Annotated in this window: 18 protein-coding genes; 16 read left to right on the forward strand and 2 right to left on the reverse strand. The window is 55.6% G+C overall.

The genetic code is table 11. From position 1 onward, the window contains the following. Window positions 1-3 precede the first annotated feature (3 nt). From NHG65_RS02860 to deoD, 12 genes are all read left to right on the forward strand, one after another. On the forward strand, window positions 4-1269 hold the full coding sequence (locus NHG65_RS02860; RefSeq protein WP_499182928.1) for a type II toxin-antitoxin system HipA family toxin: 1266 nt from the start codon (window positions 4-6) through the stop codon (window positions 1267-1269). Between the two features lie 157 nt (window positions 1270-1426). After that, window positions 1427-3016 carry a peptide chain release factor 3 gene (prfC, locus tag NHG65_RS02865; protein ID WP_099063159.1) on the forward strand — a complete coding sequence of 530 codons (1590 nt, stop codon included), beginning with the start codon at window positions 1427-1429 and terminating at the stop codon, window positions 3014-3016. Window positions 3017-3545: 529 nt separating this feature from the next. After that, the gene (osmY, locus tag NHG65_RS02870; RefSeq protein WP_099063158.1) at window positions 3546-4160 is read left to right on the forward strand and encodes a molecular chaperone OsmY; all 615 of its coding nucleotides are present in this window, start codon (window positions 3546-3548) and stop codon (window positions 4158-4160) included. Between the two features lie 157 nt (window positions 4161-4317). Beyond that, window positions 4318-4479, forward strand: a complete 162-nt coding sequence (locus NHG65_RS02875) for a DUF1328 domain-containing protein (protein ID WP_004955572.1) — start codon at window positions 4318-4320, stop codon at window positions 4477-4479. Window positions 4480-4537: 58 nt separating this feature from the next. Next, on the forward strand, window positions 4538-4723 hold the full coding sequence (locus NHG65_RS02880; protein ID WP_499182929.1) for a CsbD family protein: 186 nt from the start codon (window positions 4538-4540) through the stop codon (window positions 4721-4723). 10 nt (window positions 4724-4733) lie between these two features. After that, window positions 4734-5855 (forward strand): patatin-like phospholipase family protein, encoded by a 1122-nt coding sequence (locus tag NHG65_RS02885; RefSeq protein ID WP_099063156.1) that lies wholly within the window; start codon window positions 4734-4736, stop codon window positions 5853-5855. After that, a complete protein-coding gene (locus NHG65_RS02890; protein ID WP_198404425.1) occupies window positions 5852-6634 on the forward strand; it encodes a TatD family hydrolase in 783 nt (260 codons plus the stop codon). The genes NHG65_RS02885 and NHG65_RS02890 overlap by 4 nt, the downstream gene beginning before the upstream one ends. Window positions 6635-6824: 190 nt before the next feature. Beyond that, window positions 6825-8102: a NupC/NupG family nucleoside CNT transporter gene (locus NHG65_RS02895; RefSeq protein ID WP_099063154.1), complete on the forward strand. Its 1278-nt coding sequence runs from the start codon at window positions 6825-6827 to the stop codon at window positions 8100-8102. A 373-nt stretch (window positions 8103-8475) separates the two neighbouring features. After that, window positions 8476-9255, forward strand: a complete 780-nt coding sequence (gene deoC, locus NHG65_RS02900; protein ID WP_099063153.1) for a deoxyribose-phosphate aldolase — start codon at window positions 8476-8478, stop codon at window positions 9253-9255. Between the two features lie 69 nt (window positions 9256-9324). Then, the gene (gene deoA / locus NHG65_RS02905) at window positions 9325-10647 is read left to right on the forward strand and encodes a thymidine phosphorylase (RefSeq protein WP_099063152.1); all 1323 of its coding nucleotides are present in this window, start codon (window positions 9325-9327) and stop codon (window positions 10645-10647) included. Between the two features lie 69 nt (window positions 10648-10716). Continuing rightward, the gene (gene deoB / locus NHG65_RS02910) at window positions 10717-11940 is read left to right on the forward strand and encodes a phosphopentomutase (RefSeq protein ID WP_207977914.1); all 1224 of its coding nucleotides are present in this window, start codon (window positions 10717-10719) and stop codon (window positions 11938-11940) included. A 71-nt stretch (window positions 11941-12011) separates the two neighbouring features. Further along, entirely contained in the window at window positions 12012-12743 is a 732-nt protein-coding gene (deoD, locus tag NHG65_RS02915; RefSeq protein ID WP_499182930.1) for a purine-nucleoside phosphorylase, read from the forward strand. A 151-nt stretch (window positions 12744-12894) separates the two neighbouring features. Here the strand turns inward: deoD and NHG65_RS02920 are convergent, their stop codons facing one another. After that, window positions 12895-13587 (reverse strand): YtjB family periplasmic protein, encoded by a 693-nt coding sequence (locus NHG65_RS02920; protein ID WP_099063150.1) that lies wholly within the window; start codon window positions 13585-13587, stop codon window positions 12895-12897. A gap of 104 nt (window positions 13588-13691) precedes the next feature. Here NHG65_RS02920 and serB point away from each other — a divergent pair, with 104 nt between their 5' ends. The 3 genes from serB to nadR all read left to right on the forward strand — a co-directional run bounded on the left by serB (window position 13692) and on the right by nadR (window position 17503). Continuing rightward, window positions 13692-14669, forward strand: a complete 978-nt coding sequence (gene serB / locus NHG65_RS02925) for a phosphoserine phosphatase (RefSeq protein ID WP_261427628.1) — start codon at window positions 13692-13694, stop codon at window positions 14667-14669. A gap of 132 nt (window positions 14670-14801) precedes the next feature. After that, window positions 14802-16187: a DNA repair protein RadA gene (gene radA, locus NHG65_RS02930; protein WP_012005120.1), complete on the forward strand. Its 1386-nt coding sequence runs from the start codon at window positions 14802-14804 to the stop codon at window positions 16185-16187. Window positions 16188-16243: 56 nt separating this feature from the next. Further along, window positions 16244-17503 (forward strand): multifunctional transcriptional regulator/nicotinamide-nucleotide adenylyltransferase/ribosylnicotinamide kinase NadR, encoded by a 1260-nt coding sequence (nadR, locus tag NHG65_RS02935; protein WP_085120142.1) that lies wholly within the window; start codon window positions 16244-16246, stop codon window positions 17501-17503. A 39-nt stretch (window positions 17504-17542) separates the two neighbouring features. Here nadR and NHG65_RS02940 read toward each other — a convergent pair whose 3' ends face one another. Then, entirely contained in the window at window positions 17543-18544 is a 1002-nt protein-coding gene (locus NHG65_RS02940; protein ID WP_499182931.1) for a zinc-binding alcohol dehydrogenase family protein, read from the reverse strand. Between the two features lie 98 nt (window positions 18545-18642). Between NHG65_RS02940 and NHG65_RS02945 the strand changes: the two genes are divergently transcribed. Next, window positions 18643-19554 (forward strand): LysR family transcriptional regulator, encoded by a 912-nt coding sequence (locus tag NHG65_RS02945; RefSeq protein WP_099063148.1) that lies wholly within the window; start codon window positions 18643-18645, stop codon window positions 19552-19554. Window positions 19555-19556 lie beyond the last annotated feature (2 nt).

Here is a 19556-nt window from a genome sequence, read left to right on the forward strand (position 1 = left end):
CTGATGGATGGACAACGGCAGGTTGAATCGGTACAGGCATTAGCATTGTTATTACACAATGTGCGTATTGGTGTGCTGGCGCATTATAGCGGTGGCAAGAATATCCTGACGTTTGATCCGCAATATCTTGCTATGCCAGAGTCCACTCGCCCGGTGTTCACCCTAAGGCAGCGGGCGCACCCGGGGTATCTGGATCAGGTTTTGATGTCATCACAGCGCCTTCCCCCCGTGTTATCCAATTTGCTGCCTGAAGGGGCGTTGCGTAGCTGGTTAGCTCAAGCTTTGAAAGCGCATGCTTCTGAAGAGTTTCCTTTGATGGCATGGACAGGGGCCAACCTGCCGGGTGCACTTGAGGCACGGGCGCTTGCGGCGAGTGAGATCCCTGCTTGGGCGTTAACGTCGCGTGGTAAACTGGAGGCCGTGCAAATCGAGGTGGGGCTGGATGCTCAAAAATTTTCTCTGGCAGGTGTGCAGATGAAGTTTTCCTCTTTACGTCAGGACGGCCGTTTCAATATTTCCTCTCAGGTGGGTTCTGATAGTTGGATTATCAAAACGCCTTCAACAGTTCATCGCAGCGTGCCTGAAAATGAGTATACGGCTATGCGATTAGCGCAGGCCATCGGTGTGGAAATCCCTGATATTGAGTTAGTTGCGTTGGATCAGTTAGATAATTTACCTGATATGCGCCTGGCAGATGAGGCTTATGCTTACGCCATCCGGCGTTTTGATCGTAGCGAACGCGGGCGAGTACACACGGAAGATTTTGCCCAAGTGTTTGAACTCTATGCGCATGATAAATATCGTGGCAAAAACTATGAGCAAATAGCGGCTTATCTTTATGACTGGGGCAGTGAACCCCTGGTTGATGTGCAACAGATGGCTCGCCGCTTATTGGCCAATATTCTGCTGGCCAATGGCGATGCCCATGTCAAAAACTGGTCAATGATTTATCCCAACCAAACCGATATTCGGCTCTCACCTGCCTATGACATCGTAACCACTTTGGCTTATATTCCGCGTGAGTCAGAAGTGGCGCTGAATATGGCAAGGGAGAAGCGTTGGTCAATGATTTCAATGCAAACTTTCGAACATTGGGCAGAGCGTGTCGGCATTCCTTGGCTGGCTATACGGGTGCATTTACTGGATGCCATCGACAAGGCACGCACCTTATGGCCACCGTTATTGGAAAACTTACCGATGGCGGAAGAGCATAAAACGGTATTGCGTCAGCATTGGGCTGCGTTGTCTCCAGATTTCCGACTGCATTGACGGTTTAATCTTGCTTCGCAAGATCCATTGATTGTCACCGGTGGGTAAATCAGCGAAAATGCCCGGCTATTATCTTTTATTTACCGCTTTGCCTGGCGCCGTGCGCGGCGCGTTCTGATGCTTTCGCAGGGCGGACTAACTGTAGAATCTGAAAAACATGTCTCCTAGTGAATTTGCCCGCGAAGTCTCGAAAAGAAGAACTTTCGCCATCATCTCGCACCCCGATGCCGGTAAAACGACCATTACCGAAAAGGTGCTGTTATTCGGACAGGCTATCCAGACCGCCGGTACGGTAAAGGGCCGTGGCTCAAACCAGCATGCCAAATCCGACTGGATGGAGATGGAAAAGCAGCGTGGGATCTCGATCACCACCTCGGTGATGCAGTTCCCGTATCGCGAATGTCTGGTTAACCTGCTGGACACCCCGGGGCACGAAGACTTCTCCGAAGATACTTACCGTACCCTGACCGCGGTTGACTGCTGTTTGATGGTGATCGACGCCGCGAAAGGGGTTGAGGATCGTACCCGCAAGCTGATGGAAGTAACCCGTCTGCGCGATACGCCGATCCTGACCTTTATGAACAAACTGGACCGCGATATTCGCGATCCGATGGAAGTGATGGATGAAGTTGAGCGTGAGCTGAAAATCGCCTGCTCACCGATCACCTGGCCTATCGGCTGCGGCAAGCTGTTTAAAGGGGTTTATCATCTGTACAAGGATGAAACCTACCTTTATCAGACCGGTAAAGGCCACACCATTCAGGAAGTGCGTATTGTCAAAGGGTTGGACAACCCGGAGCTGGACGTCGCCGTGGGTGAAGATCTGGCCGCGCAGCTGCGTGAAGAGTTGGAGCTGGTGCAGGGCGCCTCTCATGAGTTCGATCATGAAGCTTTCCTGAGCGGTGATTTGACGCCGGTATTCTTCGGTACCGCTTTGGGTAACTTCGGTGTGGACCATATGCTCGACGGCCTGGTGGCCTGGGCACCGGCACCGATGCCGCGTAAAAGCAGCACCCGTGAAGTGGTGGCGGCGGAAGAGAAGTTCACCGGCTTTGTGTTCAAGATCCAGGCCAACATGGATCCTAAACACCGTGACCGCGTGGCCTTTATGCGTGTGGTCTCCGGCCGCTATGAGAAAGGCATGAAGCTGCGCCAGGTTCGCACCGGCAAAGACGTGGTGATCTCCGACGCCCTGACCTTTATGGCGGGTGACCGTTCGCACGTGGAAGAAGCTTACCCGGGCGATATTATTGGTCTGCACAACCACGGCACCATTCAGATCGGCGATACCTTCACCCAGGGTGAAGACATGAAGTTCACCGGTATTCCGAACTTCGCGCCGGAGCTGTTCCGTCGTATTCGCCTGCGCGATCCGCTGAAGCAAAAACAGCTGCTGAAAGGCCTGGTGCAACTGTCCGAAGAAGGGGCGGTGCAGGTATTCCGTCCGATCGCCAGCAACGATTTGATCGTCGGCGCGGTCGGTGTGCTGCAGTTCGAAGTGGTGGTTGCGCGTCTGAAAAGCGAATACAACGTGGAAGCCTTGTACGAGTCGGTCAACGTTTCGACTGCCCGTTGGGTTGAATGCAGCGACGTGAAGAAGTTTGAAGAGTTCAAGCGCAAGTGTGAGCTTAACCTGGCGTTGGACGGCGGTGACAACCTGTCTTACATCGCGCCAACCATGGTTAACCTGAACATCACCCAGGAACGCTACCCTGAAGTGGTGTTCCGCAAAACACGCGAGCACTAACAGAACAGCAGGGCGCCTTAGGGTGCCCTGCGGTCATATTGTTTCCCCCATTCTGCTAATTAATAAGTCTCCTTCATCTTTTCAGCCCCTCTGCATCCGCCAGGATTTGCTCAGCTATACCTGCGTTTTCTGCCACATGGTCTATATTTAACAGGGCATAACCGATCCGGTAAGCGTAATTCACTGCATTTTGTCATAACGGTAGCGAGTTATTCGGCACTGTTGCCAATCAGAGACAGTGTGATGCCATGTAAATCAATAACATAGCGATAACATTGATTTTACTGATTGGTATTGTCGTCAATAGGCGACAGTTTTTAGCCTGAAAAGTAAGCTGTTTTTGTTTTGTTATTGATTTTAAAGGGTGTTTTAAAATTGGCACAGCCGTTGCAATACTCCTGCTGTGACAACAATCGTTTAACGTGACTGTTTGAACGTATAGAAATCGTGAAGTATTACTGAGTGGGCCGCGTTATGGCGGCTGAAGGATCCGCAGTCATTTTGGATCCACAACCAAAGGAAGAGATCGATGAAAAATACTAAATTTGCACAATCACTGATGGCTGTTGTTTTGGGTTCCGTTCTGGTTAGTGGCAGCGCGCTGGCTGAAGAGACTATGCTCAATAAAGCGTCAAGTGCCGCTGATAGCGCGGGTGCCAAAATCGATAGCTCCATGAAAAAAGTTGACGGCTACATGGATGACAGCGCAACAACGGCTAAAGTTAAAAGTGCGCTGGTCGATGACAAAACCATCTCCAGCACCGATATCTCGGTGAAAACCGAAAAAGGCACCGTTACCCTGAGTGGTTTTGTCGGTAGCCAGGCGCAGGCCGAGCACGCGGTTGAAGTGGCCGGCAAAGTAGAAGGCGTCAAATCCGTCAGCGACAAGCTGCATGTGAAAGACGAAAGCAAACAGTCAGTGAAGGCTTATGCCGGTGATACCGCAACCACCAGCGAGCTGAAAGCCAAACTGCTGGCCGATGACATCGTGCCTTCACGCAACGTGAAAGTAGAAACCACCGACGGTGTGGTACAGCTTTCCGGTGAAGTGAAAACTCAGGCACAGGCAGAGCGTGCAGAGAGCATCGCCAAGGCTATCGATGGCGTGAAAAGCGTCAAGAACGACCTGGTCGTTAAGCCATAAATTTTTTAGTACGCGTGACAACAAGCACCAAATCCCGGGTTAGCAGAAAGGTTAACCCGGGATGCACCATCAAAAAAAGAAACTGACCTGCAATCTTGCAGCGCCCGAGAAGGGCACGGATTGCGATGCGTTTTTTCACTATGGTAAGGAGAAGCTTATGTTTCGTTGGGGCATTATCTTTTTAGTCATCGCATTGATTGCTGCGGCGTTAGGTTTTGGGACGCTGGCGGGTACCGCCGCCTGGGCAGCAAAAATCGTCTTCGTCGTGGGTATCATTCTGTTCCTGGTCAGCCTGTTTACCGGCCGCCGACGCCCTTAGCTTTTCTCTCAAAGTGTAACAAAGCTTAATTCCTTTTCTCTTAGCAGGGAGGTCAGTCATGAATAGCGACATCATCTTCGGACGCTGGAAACAGCTGAAGGGCCGGGTGTGTCAGGCATTGGCGGACTGGTCCGACAGCGACTGCATCTGGCTGATGGGAAGTAATGACTGCCTCTCTGGTGTACTGCAAGAGGATTACGGAAGAGAGCAAGACAAGGTATCCTCGGGTAAAACGTCTCACTGAGGATGCAGGGTTGGGATACAGAATACCCATCACGCTCGGCAATATCGAACCGCTGGCGTATAAACCTTATCGGCCCGGTAAAATGGCGCTGGTATGTGAAGGGGGCGGGCAGCGCGGCATTTTTACCGCCGGCGTGCTGGACGAGTTTCAGCGTGCCCGCTTTAACCCTTTTGATCTGATGATCGGCACTTCTGCCGGCGCACAGAACCTCTCGGCTTTTATTTGTGGCCAGATGGGCTACGCGCGGCGGGTGATCACCCGTTACACCACCTCCGCTGAATTCTTTAACCCGTTGCGCTTTGTGCGCGGTGGGCATCTGATTGATCTCGACTGGCTGCTTGATACCACTTCGCAACAGGTCCCGTTGGCGATGGATGTGGCGGAAAAACAGCTGATTGATGGGCGTGAATTCCTGATGTGTGCCTGCCGCAGTGATGACTTCGAACCAACCTACCTGCCGGCGCAACGTGCAAGCTGGTTGCCGGCTCTCAAGGCTTCCAGTGCCATCCCCGGTTTTTACCGTATGGGCGTAGAACTGGACGGTGTCAGTTATCAGGATGGCGGCATCAGCGATGCGATCCCGGTTGAAGAGGCCTATCGCCGTGGCGCGGACACCATAGTGGTGATCCGTACCGTGCCGTCGCAGATGTACTACACGCCGCAGTGGATGAAGCGTATGGAGCATTGGCTGAGTGAAAGCAGCCTGCAGCAGATGGTACGCATCCTGCAACACCATGAGCAAAGCTATCACCGTATTCAGCAGTTTATTGAGAAACCGCCCGGCAAGCTGCGCATCTTCGAGATTTTCCCACCGAAGCCGTTGGCCAGTAATGCTCTGGGGAGTCGCGTCACGTCGCTCAATCAGGACTATCACCTGGGCCGTAAGTGTGGGCGTTACTTTCTGGCGACCGTCGGCCACTGGCTGGTAGAGCAGGACAAACTGGACGGCATGAAGGTGAAGAAGGCGCTATCACGGCGTTTGATCCAGCCGGAAAACGTCATCATGCCTTCACCGATCATTACCGATATCAGTCACCCGCGCGATCTTGCCACCCAGACGGAAGCCAAACTGGCTGCGATGGAGATTATCTTGCCGGGTGATATACCGCCGGGTGAGGGTGGCCTGCTGTGATGCACGATTTCACCGACACCCACTGCCATTTTGATTTCCCACCGTTTAGCGGACATGAGAGCGAAAGTCTGGCGTTGGCCGAACAGGCGGGTGTGCGACGGATTATCGTGCCGACGGTGACCGCCGATCGCTTTGTGCGGGTGTTGAAGCTGGCGCGCGAATATCCGCCACTGTTTGCCGCTCTGGGGCTGCACCCGCTGTATATTGCCGGGCACCATGAACCTGAGCTGGAGCAGTTGGCGGCGTTTCTTGCCAGCCGACCGCCGAAGCTGGTAGCGGTCGGGGAGATCGGCCTTGATCTGTATATGGAAAACCCGCAGTTTGAGCGGCAGCAGCGGGTGTTAAACGCCCAGCTGAAGCTGGCCAAACAATACGACCTGCCGGTGATTTTGCATTCCCGTCGCAGCCACGATCAGTTGGCGGCGATGCTGCGCCGTGCCGAGGTGCCGCGCCGTGGCGTGGTGCACGGCTTTGCCGGTAGCCTTTCCCAGGCGCAGGCGTTTATTCGCCTGGGGTATTACATCGGCGTCGGTGGCACCATCAGCTATGAGCGGGCGCAGAAAACCCGTAATGTGATGGCCCAGTTACCACTGACTTCGTTGCTACTGGAAACCGATGCGCCTGACATGCCGCTGGCAGGTTATCAGGGGCAAGCCAACCGCCCCGAGCGTGCCGTTGAAGTGTTCCATACGCTGTGCCAACTGCGCTCTGAATCCCCGGATGATATTGCCGCCCATCTGCAACACAACACTCACGCCTTGTTTACCCTCGAAGGTTAAATGTCGCAATAAGTGTGACTTGCGTCACGTTATAAGATTTTCATTTGCTTCCTGTTGTATATATTTGTGACATAAATCGGTGCGGGTGCTGCCCCGCTCCGTATAATCGCACTCCGAAATCACTCATAAGCAACCCTCGCGGCACAACCGGATAGGGCTGCATTTCTTTTTCGCAACAGGGATACTTTGCATGCAACTCATCATGAGCCTGGTCGGCATGGCGGCGCTGATCGCCATTGCCGTGCTGCTTTCCAGCAACCGCCGTGCGATCAGGTTTCGCACCGTTGGCTGGGCATTCGTTCTTCAGGTAGCCATCGGCGCGCTGGTGCTGTATGTCCCGGTTGGCCGCAGCATTCTCGGTGGCATGTCGGCCGGTGTGGCGAACGTGATCGCCTACGGTAATCAGGGGATTTCATTTATCTTCGGCGGTCTGGTATCCGACAAGATGTTTGAAGTTTTCGGCGGCGGCGGCTTCGTTTTTGCGCTGCGCGTCCTGCCGGTGATCGTGTTCTTCTCCTCATTGATTGCCGTGCTTTATTACCTCGGCATCATGCAACTGGTGATCCGCGTGCTGGGCGGCGGTGTGCAAAAGCTGTTGGGCACCTCGCGTACTGAATCCCTGTCGGCTACCGCCAATATCTTCGTGGGCCAGACCGAAGCCCCACTGGTGGTGCGTCCGTATATCGCTACCATGACCCAGTCTGAACTGTTCACCGTTATGTGTGGCGGCCTGGCCTCGGTGGCCGGATCGGTGCTGGCGGGCTATGCCCAGATGGGCGTACCGCTGGAATACCTGATTGCCGCTTCATTCATGGCTGCGCCGGGTGGCTTGCTGTTTGCCAAGCTGATGGTGCCGGAAACTGAAAAAACCCACGATAAAGACGATGCGACGAAGCTGATCGCGGAAGAAGATCGCCCGGCTAACGTGATCGATGCGGCGGCTTCAGGCGCGGCTTCCGGTATGCAGTTGGCGTTGAACGTGGGCGCGATGTTGCTGGCGTTTATCGCATTGATCGCCCTGTTGAACGGTATCCTCGGGGGTATCGGCGGCTGGTTCGACTTCCCGCAACTGTCACTGGAATTGATACTCGGCTGGGTATTCTCACCGATTGCCTTCCTGATCGGGGTGCCTTGGCATGAAGCGATGACCGCCGGTTCGTTTATCGGCCAGAAAATTATCGTGAATGAATTTGTTGCCTACATGAACTTCGGTGCCTATCTGCGTCCGGATGACGTGGTTGCGGCAGACGGGTTGCAGGTGTTGTCGGCGCATACCAAGGCGATCATCTCCTTTGCCCTGTGCGGCTTTGCCAACCTGTCATCGGTGGCGATCCTGCTCGGCGGCCTGGGCAGCATGGCGCCGAACCGTCGTCACGACATCGCACGTTTCGGTCTGAAAGCCGTAGCGGCGGGCACGCTCTCCAACCTGATGAGCGCGACCATCGCCGGGTTCTTCCTGGCGCTGTAAGCCCGGGGCTGTCCTGCAGAGGGCAACAGGCTCTATTGCAGGACACCGCCTATACTTCTAACACGGGCACAGAATGCTGTGCCCGCTGTCTTTGCCCGTTTCTTTAGCGAATTTGTGAACGATATCGCGTTATTTTGTGATGCTCTTCACATATAATTCCGGTCTGTTACAGTGTTATTTCATATAGTGTGACTGCGAGCGCGAATTGCCTCAGGCGATCGTGTTCAAATAGCTATTACTGACCCTGCGCGAGGCGCAGCGTCATGTGCGGTGAGAAGGATCTCAGTTGCCGATGAGGGAACCCGTTCCCCAGCGCTATCTTCAAGGAACCAAGTCCGCTCGCCAACACCCAGGTACTCAGTTGGAGAGTTTTATGACCGAATTAACCGCAGCAGCGCAACGTGCGCTGACCCTAATGGATTTAACCACGCTGAACGATGATGACACCGATGAGAAAGTGATCGCGCTGTGTCGTCAGGCGAACAGCCCGGCCGGACATACCGCGGCCATCTGCATTTATCCGCGCTTTATCCCGGCGGCGCGCAAGGCCCTGCGTGAGCAGGGGACGCCAGACATCCGCATTGCGACCGTCACCAACTTCCCGCATGGCAACGATGATATTGAGATTGCGCTGGCGGAAACACGTGCAGCTATCGCTTACGGTGCCGATGAAGTGGACGTGGTATTCCCTTACCGCGCGCTGATCGCCGGTAATGAGCAGGTCGGTTTTGAACTGGTAAAACAGTGCAAGCAGGCCTGTCTGGCCGCCAACGTGCTGCTGAAAGTGATCATCGAAAGCGGTGAGCTGAAGCAGGCCAATCTGATCCGCAAGGCGTCGGAAATTGCCATCAAGGCCGGCGCAGACTTTATCAAGACCTCAACCGGTAAAGTGCCGGTCAACGCGACGCTGGAAAGCGCCGAGTTGATGATGTCGGTGATCCGCGATCTGGGCGTCGCCAAAACGGTGGGCTTTAAGCCGGCCGGCGGTGTGCGTACGGCAGAAGATGCACTGCATTACCTGCAACTTGCCGATCGTATTCTGGGTGAGGGCTGGGCCGATGCACGTCATTTCCGCTTCGGGGCTTCCAGTCTGTTAGCCAGCCTGTTGGCGACGCTGGGCCACAGTGCCGAGACGTCCGGCAACGGTTACTGATCTATTCCGTCGGTAAGGCGCGAAATGGTGCCTGCCCGTACTCTACATTAGCTAAAACAGGGGGATGCCTTGTTCCTGGCACAAGAAATTATTCGTAAAAAACGTGACGGTCAGCCGTTGAGTGAAGCGGAAATCCGCTTTTTCATCAATGGGATCCGTGACAATGTGGTTTCCGAAGGTCAGATCGCGGCATTAGCGATGACCATTTATTTCCACGATATGACCATGCCGGAGCGCGTGGCGCTCACCATGGCGATGCGTGATTCCGGTACCGTGCTGGACTGGAAAAGCCTGTCACTGAACGGACCGTTGGTCGACAAACATTCTACCGGCGGCGTGGGCGATGTGACTTCGCTGATGCTCGGCCCGATGGTGGCGGCTTGCGGTGGCTATGTGCCGATGATTTCCGGCCGTGGCCTGGGGCATACCGGCGGTACGCTGGACAAGCTGGAGGCGATCCCGGGCTTTAATATTTTCCCGGACGACAATGCCTTCCGTAAGATTATTCAGGACGTGGGCGTGGCGATTATCGGCCAGACCAGTTCGCTGGCCCCGGCTGACAAGCGTTTCTACGCTACCCGCGATATCACCGCCACCGTGGATTCTATCCCGCTGATCACCGCCTCTATTCTGGCGAAGAAGCTGGCAGAAGGGCTGGATGCCTTGGTGATGGACGTTAAAGTCGGTTCCGGTGCCTTTATGCCAACCTACGCGTTGTCGGCCGATCTGGCGCAGGCGATTGTTGGTGTGGCGAACGGCGCAGGCTGCAAAACCACCGCGCTGCTGACGGACATGAACCAGGTGCTGGCTTCCAGCGCCGGTAACGCGGTCGAAGTTCGCGAAGCGGTACGTTTCCTGACTGGCGAATACCGTAACCCGCGCCTGTTGGAAGTAACGATGGCACTGTGCGTGGAAATGCTGCTTTCCGGCGGCCTGGCGAAAGATGACGCCGATGCGCGTGCCAAACTGCAGGCGGTGCTGGACAATGGTAAAGCGGCGGAAGTGTTTGGTCGTATGGTGGCGGCGCAACAGGGCCCGACCGATTTCGTCGAGCGCTATGACAGCTACCTGCCTGCCGCAACCCTGAGCAAACCGGTTTACGCCGAAAAACAGGGTATCATCAGCGCCATGGATACCCGTGCGCTGGGCATGGCGGTGGTATCGTTGGGCGGCGGTCGTCGCCGCGCGACCGACAATATCGACTACAGCGTCGGCCTGACCGGCATGGCGCGCCTGGGTGACAAGGTGGATACCCAGCAACCGCTGGCGGTGATCCACGCCAACGACGAAGAAAGCTGGCAGCAGGCGGCCGAAGCGGTACGCAGTGCAATGGTGCTGAGTGACAAAGCGCCGGAAGTGACGCCAGTGGTCTACAAACGCATCACCGAATAATTAACGAATCAGGAGCGGCAGCGGCGTTTTCGCTGTCGCCCACAGCGTGAGAACACGCAGGAGAGCATGATGAAACGCACATTTATTATGGTATTAGACTCATTCGGTATTGGCGCAAGCGAAGATGCCGAGAAATTTGGCGATCAGGGTTCCGATACTCTTGGGCACATTGCTGAGGTTTGCGCGCGCGGTGAAGCCAACGTTGGCCGCCAGGGCCCGTTGACCCTGCCTAACCTGAGCCGACTGGGCCTGGGCAAAGCGGCAGAAGAGTCCACCGGTACCTTCCCGCAAGGGCTGGATCGCGATGCGGACATCATTGGTGCCTATGCTCACGCCAGCGAACTTTCTTCCGGTAAAGATACGCCGTCAGGCCACTGGGAAATTGCCGGCGTGCCGGTCCTGTTCGACTGGGGCTACTTCAGCGACGAACACAACAGCTTCCCGCAGGAGCTGCTGGACAAGCTGGTTGAGCGCGCCAACCTGCCGGGTTACCTCGGCAACTGCCACTCTTCCGGCACGGTGATCCTCGACCAGTTGGGCGAAGAGCACATGAAAACCGGCAAACCGATTTTCTACACCTCTGCTGACTCGGTATTCCAGATCGCCTGTCACGAAGAGACCTTCGGTCTGGACCGTCTGTATGAGCTGTGTGAAATCGCCCGTGAAGAGTTGACCGAAGGCGGTTATAACATTGGCCGCGTGATCGCGCGTCCATTCCTGGGCGACAAGCCGGGCAACTTCCAGCGTACCGGCAACCGTCACGACCTGGCCGTCGAGCCACCCGCGCCAACCGTACTGAAAAAGCTGGTGGACGAGAAGGGCGGTGAAGTGGTGTCGATCGGTAAAATCGCCGACATCTACGCCAACGTGGGTATCACCAAAAAGGTCAAGGCTACCGGTATCGACGCGCTGTTCGACGCCACCCTGATCGAAATGGAAAAAGCCGGCGACAACACTATTGTGTTCACCAACTTCGTTGATTTTGACTCCTCTTACGGTCACCGCCGTGACGTGGCAGGCTATGCTGCCGCACTGGAGCTGTTCGACCGCCGCCTGCCGGAACTGCTGAAACTGGTTAAAGATGAAGACATCATTATCTTCACCGCTGACCACGGCTGTGACCCAACCTGGCCGGGTACCGACCACACCCGTGAACACATCCCGGTATTGGTTTACGGCCCGAAAGTGAAACCGGGCTCGCTGGGCCATCGTGAAACTTTCGCCGACATCGGCCAGACGATCGCCAGTTACTTTGGTGTGTCGCCGATGGATTACGGCAAATCGATGTTCTAAGACTTTGTTAGTGCCGGGCGGTTGCCCGGCGTATTTTTTTATTCATGACGACGATTTAAAGGAAGACAATTATGGCTACGCCGCATATTAATGCTGAAATGGGTGATTTCGCTGACGTAGTACTGATGCCGGGCGATCCGCTGCGTGCAAAATACATCGCGGAAACTTTCCTGGAAGGCGCGGTGGAAGTGAACAACGTGCGTGGCATGCTGGGCTTCACCGGGACTTACAAAGGCCGCAAAATCTCCGTAATGGGCCACGGTATGGGTATCCCGTCCTGCTCCATTTATGCGCGTGAACTGATTGCCGAATTCGGCGTGAAGAAAATCATCCGCGTGGGCTCCTGTGGCGCGGTGCGTGACGATGTCAAACTGCGTGACGTGGTGATCGGTATGGGTGCTTGCACCGATTCCAAAGTGAACCGCATGCGTTTCAAGGACCATGACTATGCGGCTATCGCCGACTTTGACATGGTGCGTAACGCGGTAGACGCAGCGGCAGCGCAGGGTATCCCGGCGCGCGTAGGCAACATCTTCTCCGCTGACCTGTTCTACACGCCAGATCCAGACATGTTCCAGGTAATGAAGAAGTACGGCATTCTGGGTGTGGAAATGGAAGCGGCCGGTATCTACGGCGTGGTGGCAGAGCTGTACGAAGAGTTTGGCTGTAAGGCACTGACCATTTGTACCGTTTCTGACCACATTCTGCGTCACGAAGCGACCACCGCAGCAGAGCGTCAAACCACCTTTAACGAAATGATCGTTATCGCGCTGGAATCCGTGCTGTTGGGCGACAAAGAGTAATATCCAGCGGGCGCAGCAGCTTGCTGCGCCCCTGTACCTATCTATTCACTAATCTATTCATTTCAGCAAAATAAAAGCCAGTTTTTATTTTTGATTCAGCCAGTTGAATGATATTCAATCTATACAATATTCATTCATCAGCATGTGATCATCAGATTTTCTTCTCTTCTTCTTTGTTCTCTTGCGGTCGATCGTCATCATCGTCATTTTCTACTGTGTTACCTTCTTCCAATGGCGTATTGGCGGTCAGCAGATACGGTGATTGTTGCCAGCGGCTGCGGCGGTGTTGCAGTAGCGTGCGCGCCAGAATAATACCTATGGCCAGAGCCAGCAGGATCATCAGGCGCAGCAGGTTGGTGGTGTTGTCCACCTGTTTGGATTCGGTCGCCAGCACGTGGGTGTCCAGCGTGATGCGGATAAAGCCGATTGGGCCGTCTTTGCCCTGAATGGACTCGACCAGCTGATGATTGAAGTAGCTGCCGGCGCGTTTACCGTCGAGCGACAAACGATCGCGTATACTTATCTGTTCACCTGCGTGGGAAACTAACGTGCCGTCAAGCTGATAGACGCTGGCGTCCAGAATGCGACTGCCCGCGGTGAGCTGTTTGAGGATGGCGTCGATGCGCTGGTTATCGACGTCGCTGTCGTCGTCCATCAGCGGTGCCAGGCTGGAGGCCACCTGTTTGGTCAGCGTTTGCGCCAGTTCTTCCACCTGTTCGGATCGCGCCAGTTGATGACTCAGGCTAAAATAGGACGCGCCCTGCATCAGCAGCACCAGCAAAGCCAGGCAAATCAGGATAATAGCGGTGCGGTGCAGGCGAAATTTCAGTTTAGCGCGAGCCATGCAGGTTCCTTGGGCATCTTCGAGACTTTATGTTGCCAGAAGCAATGGCGATAGGATAGCTTGATGCGTCGTTTTATCATGCAGTGTTTTTTCAGGAGTTAAGGATGTCGAATAGTCTGACCTATTGCGATCTCCCGGCAGAGATCTCTCAATGGCCGGGTCTTCCCCTTTCGCTGAGCGGTGACGAAGTGATGCCGCTGGATTATCGGGCGGGTCATACCGGTTGGCTATTATATGGCAGAGAACTGAACAAAACGCGCATTACCGATTTCCAGCGCAAGCTGGGTGCGGCGATGGTGATTGTTACTGCCTGGTGCGTCGAAGATTATCAGGTGGTGCGTCTGGCAGGCACCCTGACGGCGCGTGCCAAGCTGTTGGCGGCAGAGGGCGGGCTGGATGTAGCACCGCTCGGCAAGATCCCCCATCTGCGCACCCCCGGGCTGCTGGTGATGGATATGGACTCTACCGCGATTGAGATTGAATGCATCGACGAGATCGCCAAACTGGCGGGCGTCGGTGAACAGGTGTCTGAAGTCACTGAACGTGCGATGCGCGGCGAACTGGACTTTACCGCCAGCCTGCGCCAGCGCGTAGGTACGCTGAAAGGTGCCGATGCCAATATCCTCAAGCAGGTGCGCGATGAGTTGCCGCTGATGCCTGGGCTGATTAACCTGGTGCGCAAGCTGCAGGCGATGGACTGGCACGTGGCGATCGCGTCCGGCGGTTTCACCTATTATGCCGAGTACCTGCGTGACAAATTGAAGCTGGTGGCGGTGGCGGCCAACGAGCTGGAAATCCGCGACGGCAAACTGACCGGTGAAGTGCTGGGGTCAATAGTCGACGCACAGTTCAAGGCCGATACGCTGGTTGCTCTGGCGGAAAAACTGGGTATTTCGCCGCAGCAAACCGTGGCCATCGGCGACGGTGCCAACGATTTGAAAATGATGCAGGTTGCCGGGTTGGGCATTGCCTATCACGCCAAACCGAAAGTCTATGAGAAGGCGCAGGTGTCGATTCGCCATGCTGACCTGATTGGCGTGCTGTGTGTACTGACCGGCAGCCTGAAACACGAAGTTCGCTAAACCCTTCATACTTGAAGCTTGGCTGCATTGCTCACCCCAGTCACTTACCTAAAAGCTCCTGGGGACTCACAAACTTGCCGCCTTGATGCAGCTCCAATTATTTAGGGTATAAACAAAAGATTGAGGTAATACGTGGCAAAAGCAGCAAAACGGGCGTTTGTATGTAATGAGTGCGGGGCCGATTATCCGCGCTGGCAGGGGCAGTGCAGCGCTTGCCACGCCTGGAACAGCATTACAGAAGTGCGCCTGGCTGCGGTGTCTTCCTCCTCTCGCAATGAGCGTCTTAGCGGCTACGCCGGTGATGCCGGTATCAGCAAGGTGCAAAAGCTGTCGGACATCAGTCTGGACGAGCTGCCGCGTTTCTCCACCGGTTTCCTTGAGTTTGACCGGGTGCTGGGCGGTGGGGTGGTGCCGGGCAGTGCGATCCTGATCGGTGGTAACCCTGGTGCCGGCAAGAGTACGCTATTGCTGCAGGTGCTGTGCAAGCTGTCCGAGCAGATGAAAACCCTGTACGTCACCGGCGAGGAGTCACTGCAACAGGTGGCGATGCGCGCCCACCGCCTCGGTTTGCCAACCGGTGGCCTGAATATGCTGTCGGAAACCAGTATCGAGCAGATCTGCCTGATTGCCGAGCAGGAGCAGCCGAAACTGATGGTGATCGACTCCATCCAGGTGATGCACATGGCTGATATTCAGTCTTCGCCGGGCAGCGTGGCGCAGGTGCGTGAAACTGCCGCCTATCTGACACGCTTCGCCAAGACGCGCGGCGTAGCGATTGTGATGGTGGGACACGTCACCAAAGACGGCTCGCTGGCCGGGCCGAAAGTTTTGGAACACTGTATCGACTGCTCGGTGCTGCTGGACGGCGACGCCGATTCGCGTTTTCGTACCCTGCGCAGCCACAAAAACCGCTTTGGTGCGGTGAATGAATTGGGCGTTTTCGCCATGACTGAGCAGGGCCTGCGTGAGGTCAGCAACCCGTCGGCCATCTTCCTCAGCCGTGGCGATGAAGTGACCTCCGGCAGTTCGGTGATGGTGGTCTGGGAAGGCACGCGGCCGTTGCTGGTGGAGATCCAGGCGCTGGTGGATCATTCGATGATGTCCAACCCGCGTCGTGTAGCCGTTGGCCTGGAACAAAACCGGTTGGCGATCCTGCTGGCGGTGCTGCACCGTCACGGCGGGCTGCAGATGTCCGATCAGGACGTGTTCGTCAACGTGGTGGGTGGGGTGAAAGTCAGTGAAACCAGCGCCGATCTGGCACTATTGATGTCACTGGTGTCCAGCCTGCGCGATCGCCCGCTGCCAAACGATTTGGTGGTGTTTGGCGAAGTGGGGCTGGCGGGGGAGATCCGCCCGGTGCCCAGCGGTCAGGAGCGTATTTCCGAAGCGGCGAAACACGGTTTCAAGCGAGCCATCGTGCCGCATGCCAACGTACCGAAAAAACCACCGGCCAATATGCAGGTGTTCGGTGTGAAGAAATTGGCAGACGCGCTGGACGTCCTGGAGCAGTTTTATTAATTGCCACGCGGTGTGCAGATTATGCTATTTTGTTTAGCATATTAAACGGAGGGGCTATGCGGCAATTCGATTACCTGAAGGCGTCAATTAAGCAGAAGAGCTGCACTCTGCAGCAGGTGGCGGATGCCAGTGGCATGACCAAAGGCTACCTCAGCCAGCTGCTAAACGACAAAATCAAAAGTCCGAGCGCCCAGAAACTGGAGGCGCTGCACCGCTATCTTGGCCTGGAATTTCCACGGCGTGAGAAAAAGGTCGGCGTGGTGTTTGGTAAATTTTACCCCCTGCACACCGGCCACATCTATCTGATCCAGCGCGCCTGTAGCCAGGTGGATGAGCTGCACGTGATCCTGTGTTACGACGAACCGCGTGACAGAGAGCTGTTCGAGAACAGTTCGATGTCGCAACAGCCGACGGTCAGCGATCGCCTGCGCTGGCTGCTGCAAACCTTCAAATACCAGAAAAACATCCATATTCATTCGTTCGACGAGCAGGGCATTGAACCCTATCCGCACGGTTGGAACGTCTGGAGCGATGGGGTGAAGGCCTTCCTGGAACAGAAAGCCATAGTGCCGAGTTTCATCTATTCCAGCGAAGCGCAGGACGCCCCGCGTTACCGTGAACATCTGGCGATTGAAACCGTCCTGATCGATCCCGAACGTTCATTTATGAATATCAGTGGCCGCCAGATCCGTCAGGATCCGTTCCGCTATTGGGATTATATTCCGACCGAAGTGAAGCCGTTCTTTGTGCGTACCGTGGCGATCCTCGGCGGGGAGTCGAGCGGTAAATCGACCCTGGTGAACAAACTGGCAAACATCTTTAACACCACCAGTGCCTGGGAGTATGGCCGCGACTATGTGTTCTCGCACCTCGGCGGGGATGAGATGGCGCTCCAGTATTCCGACTACGACAAGATCGCCCTCGGGCAGGCGCAGTACGTCGACTTTGCGGTGAAGTACGCCAACAAAGTGGCATTTATCGACACCGACTTTGTCACCACTCAGGCGTTTTGCAAAAAGTACGAAGGGCGAGAACACCCCTTTGTGCAGGCGCTGATCGACGAATATCGGTTTGATCTGGTGATCCTGCTGGAAAATAACACCCCCTGGGTGGCGGATGGCCTGCGCAGTCTGGGGAATCCCAAGGATCGCAAGGTGTTCCAGCATTTGTTGGAAGAGATGCTGCGGGCCAATAACATCGAGTACGTACACGTGGAGTCCAGCGACTACGACGAACGCTTCCTGCGCTGCGTCGAGCTGGTCAAGCAGTTGCTGGCAGCTGATGCCAGTCGGCTGGTCGGTGTTGCGGCGGTATAAGCCATTGGGGCGCAGTTCAGTGCTGCGCCCCAACTGTCATCAGTAAACAATCACCAGTTTGCCCTGCATATGCCCGTCGTGCAGCTTTTTATGCGCGGCGGTCAGGGTCTCTACCGTCAGCCCTTGCAAGGTTTCGCTCAGGGTGGTGCTCAGTTTTCCTTCATCCAGCAGTTGCGCCACTTGCTTGAGGATCTCACCCTGTTGGGCGATGTCCGGCGTGGTGAACATGCTGCGAGTAAACATCAATTCCCAGTGCAGCGCGGCACTTTTCAACTTCAATGCATTTTGGTCCAACGGCTGGGCGTTTTCTACGATGGTGCAGATATGGCCCATTGGCGCGATCAGATCGGAAATGGCTTGCCAGTGACCGTCGGTATCGTTCAGGCAAAGAATATAATCCACGCTCTCAATACCCTGCTGCGCCAGATTAGCTTTCAAATCGTGGTAGTCGACCACCAGATCGGCACCGCGCTCCCGACACCAGGCCGCTGATTCGGGGCGCGATGCAGTCGCAATCACCTTTACCTGGCTGCGCTGGGCAGCAAATGGGATGGCCAACGAACCTACGCCACCGGCACCGCCGATAATCAACAGGGTTTTGCCAGGCGCGGCGTCCTGAATTTTCAGGTGTTCGAACAGCGCTTCCCAGGCGGTCAGGGCGGTCAATGGCATCGCTGCGGACTCGGCCCAGTTCAGGCTACGTGGCTTATGGGCGGTAATGCGCGAATCAATCAACTGATGGGTGGTGTTGCTGCCTGGGCGGGTGATGTCACCGGCATACCAGACTTCATCGCCGGGCTTGAAACCGCTGACGCTGCTGCCCACTTCTACCACTACGCCGCTGGCATCCCAACCGAGAATACGTGGCTGCTGCAGGCCGCTTTTTTGCAGACCGGCGTGAACCTTGGTGTCCACCGGGTTGACCGACACCGCTTTGACTTCCACCAGTAAATCGTACTGGCCTGGGGTAGTTTTTTCCGGGCTGATTTCAATGAAACCGGCGGGGTTTTTCGGGTCTACGGCAATGGCTTTAATCGGCATGACTTTGCTCCTTTCGAATGTATAGCCCCAGTGTAGACCTGTTAGAGGGGAGTGATAAGATGGACAATAACTAACTAAGTGTTCGTTTGAGGTGAACAATGAGGTTTAAGCAGCTACAGGATATGGCATTGTTTGCGCTGGTGGCAGAGTGTGGCAGTTTTACCGCCGCCGCCAAACGTGCCGCTTTGCCGAAGTCCAGCGTTAGCCAACGCATCAGCCAGTTGGAACAGACGCTGGGCCTGCGGCTGCTGAACCGTACTACCCGTCAGCTCAATCTGACCTTTGCCGGCGAGCGTTATCTGGAGCACTGCCAGGAGATGCTGTCCGCCGCCGAACGGGCCGATCTGGCGCTGCAACGGCTGCGTGATAACCCTAGCGGGCGGTTGCGCATCTCGACGCCTGCCGGACTGGGGGCGACGTTGCTGGCGCGGCTGGCGGCGGATTTCCAGCGCCAATATCCGGACGTTTCGCTGGAGGTGTCGGTGTCTGATGCGATGGTGGACATGGTGCAGGAAGGGTTCGATGCGGCGTTGCGCACCGGCAAGCCACAGGACTCTTCACTGATTGGCCGTCGCTTGGGGCATGCGCCGCGTTATTTGCTGGCTTCACCGGCTTATTTGGCAGAGTCCCCACCGATTGTCGATCCGCAGCAGTTGCAGCAGCACCGTTGTATTGCACACCGCTCCTGGCCGGTCTGGAGCCTGCGCAGGGGTGACGACTATTTTCGTTGGCAACTGCCGATGCGGCATATCACCGATAATCTGTTGTACGCGCGTGAATGTGCGATTGCCGGTGCGGGCATTACCTTGCTGCCGGCTTTTCTCAGCCGTGAGGTGGTGGCACAGAGGCAATTGGTTGAGGTGCTGCCGGACTGGCAGGCGGAAGGCAATGAACTGTATTTGGTCTATCCGAGCCGCAAGTTGAATTCACCGGCGCTGGCCTGTTTTATCGATGTGGTATTGCAGCACCCGGTATTTGACGACTATGCCCGCGAGCTGGCGCGGGAATAAAA

Origin of the sequence: Serratia myotis (assembly GCF_027474885.1) — a bacterium.
Classification (GTDB): Bacteria; Pseudomonadota; Gammaproteobacteria; order Enterobacterales; family Enterobacteriaceae; genus Serratia; species Serratia proteamaculans.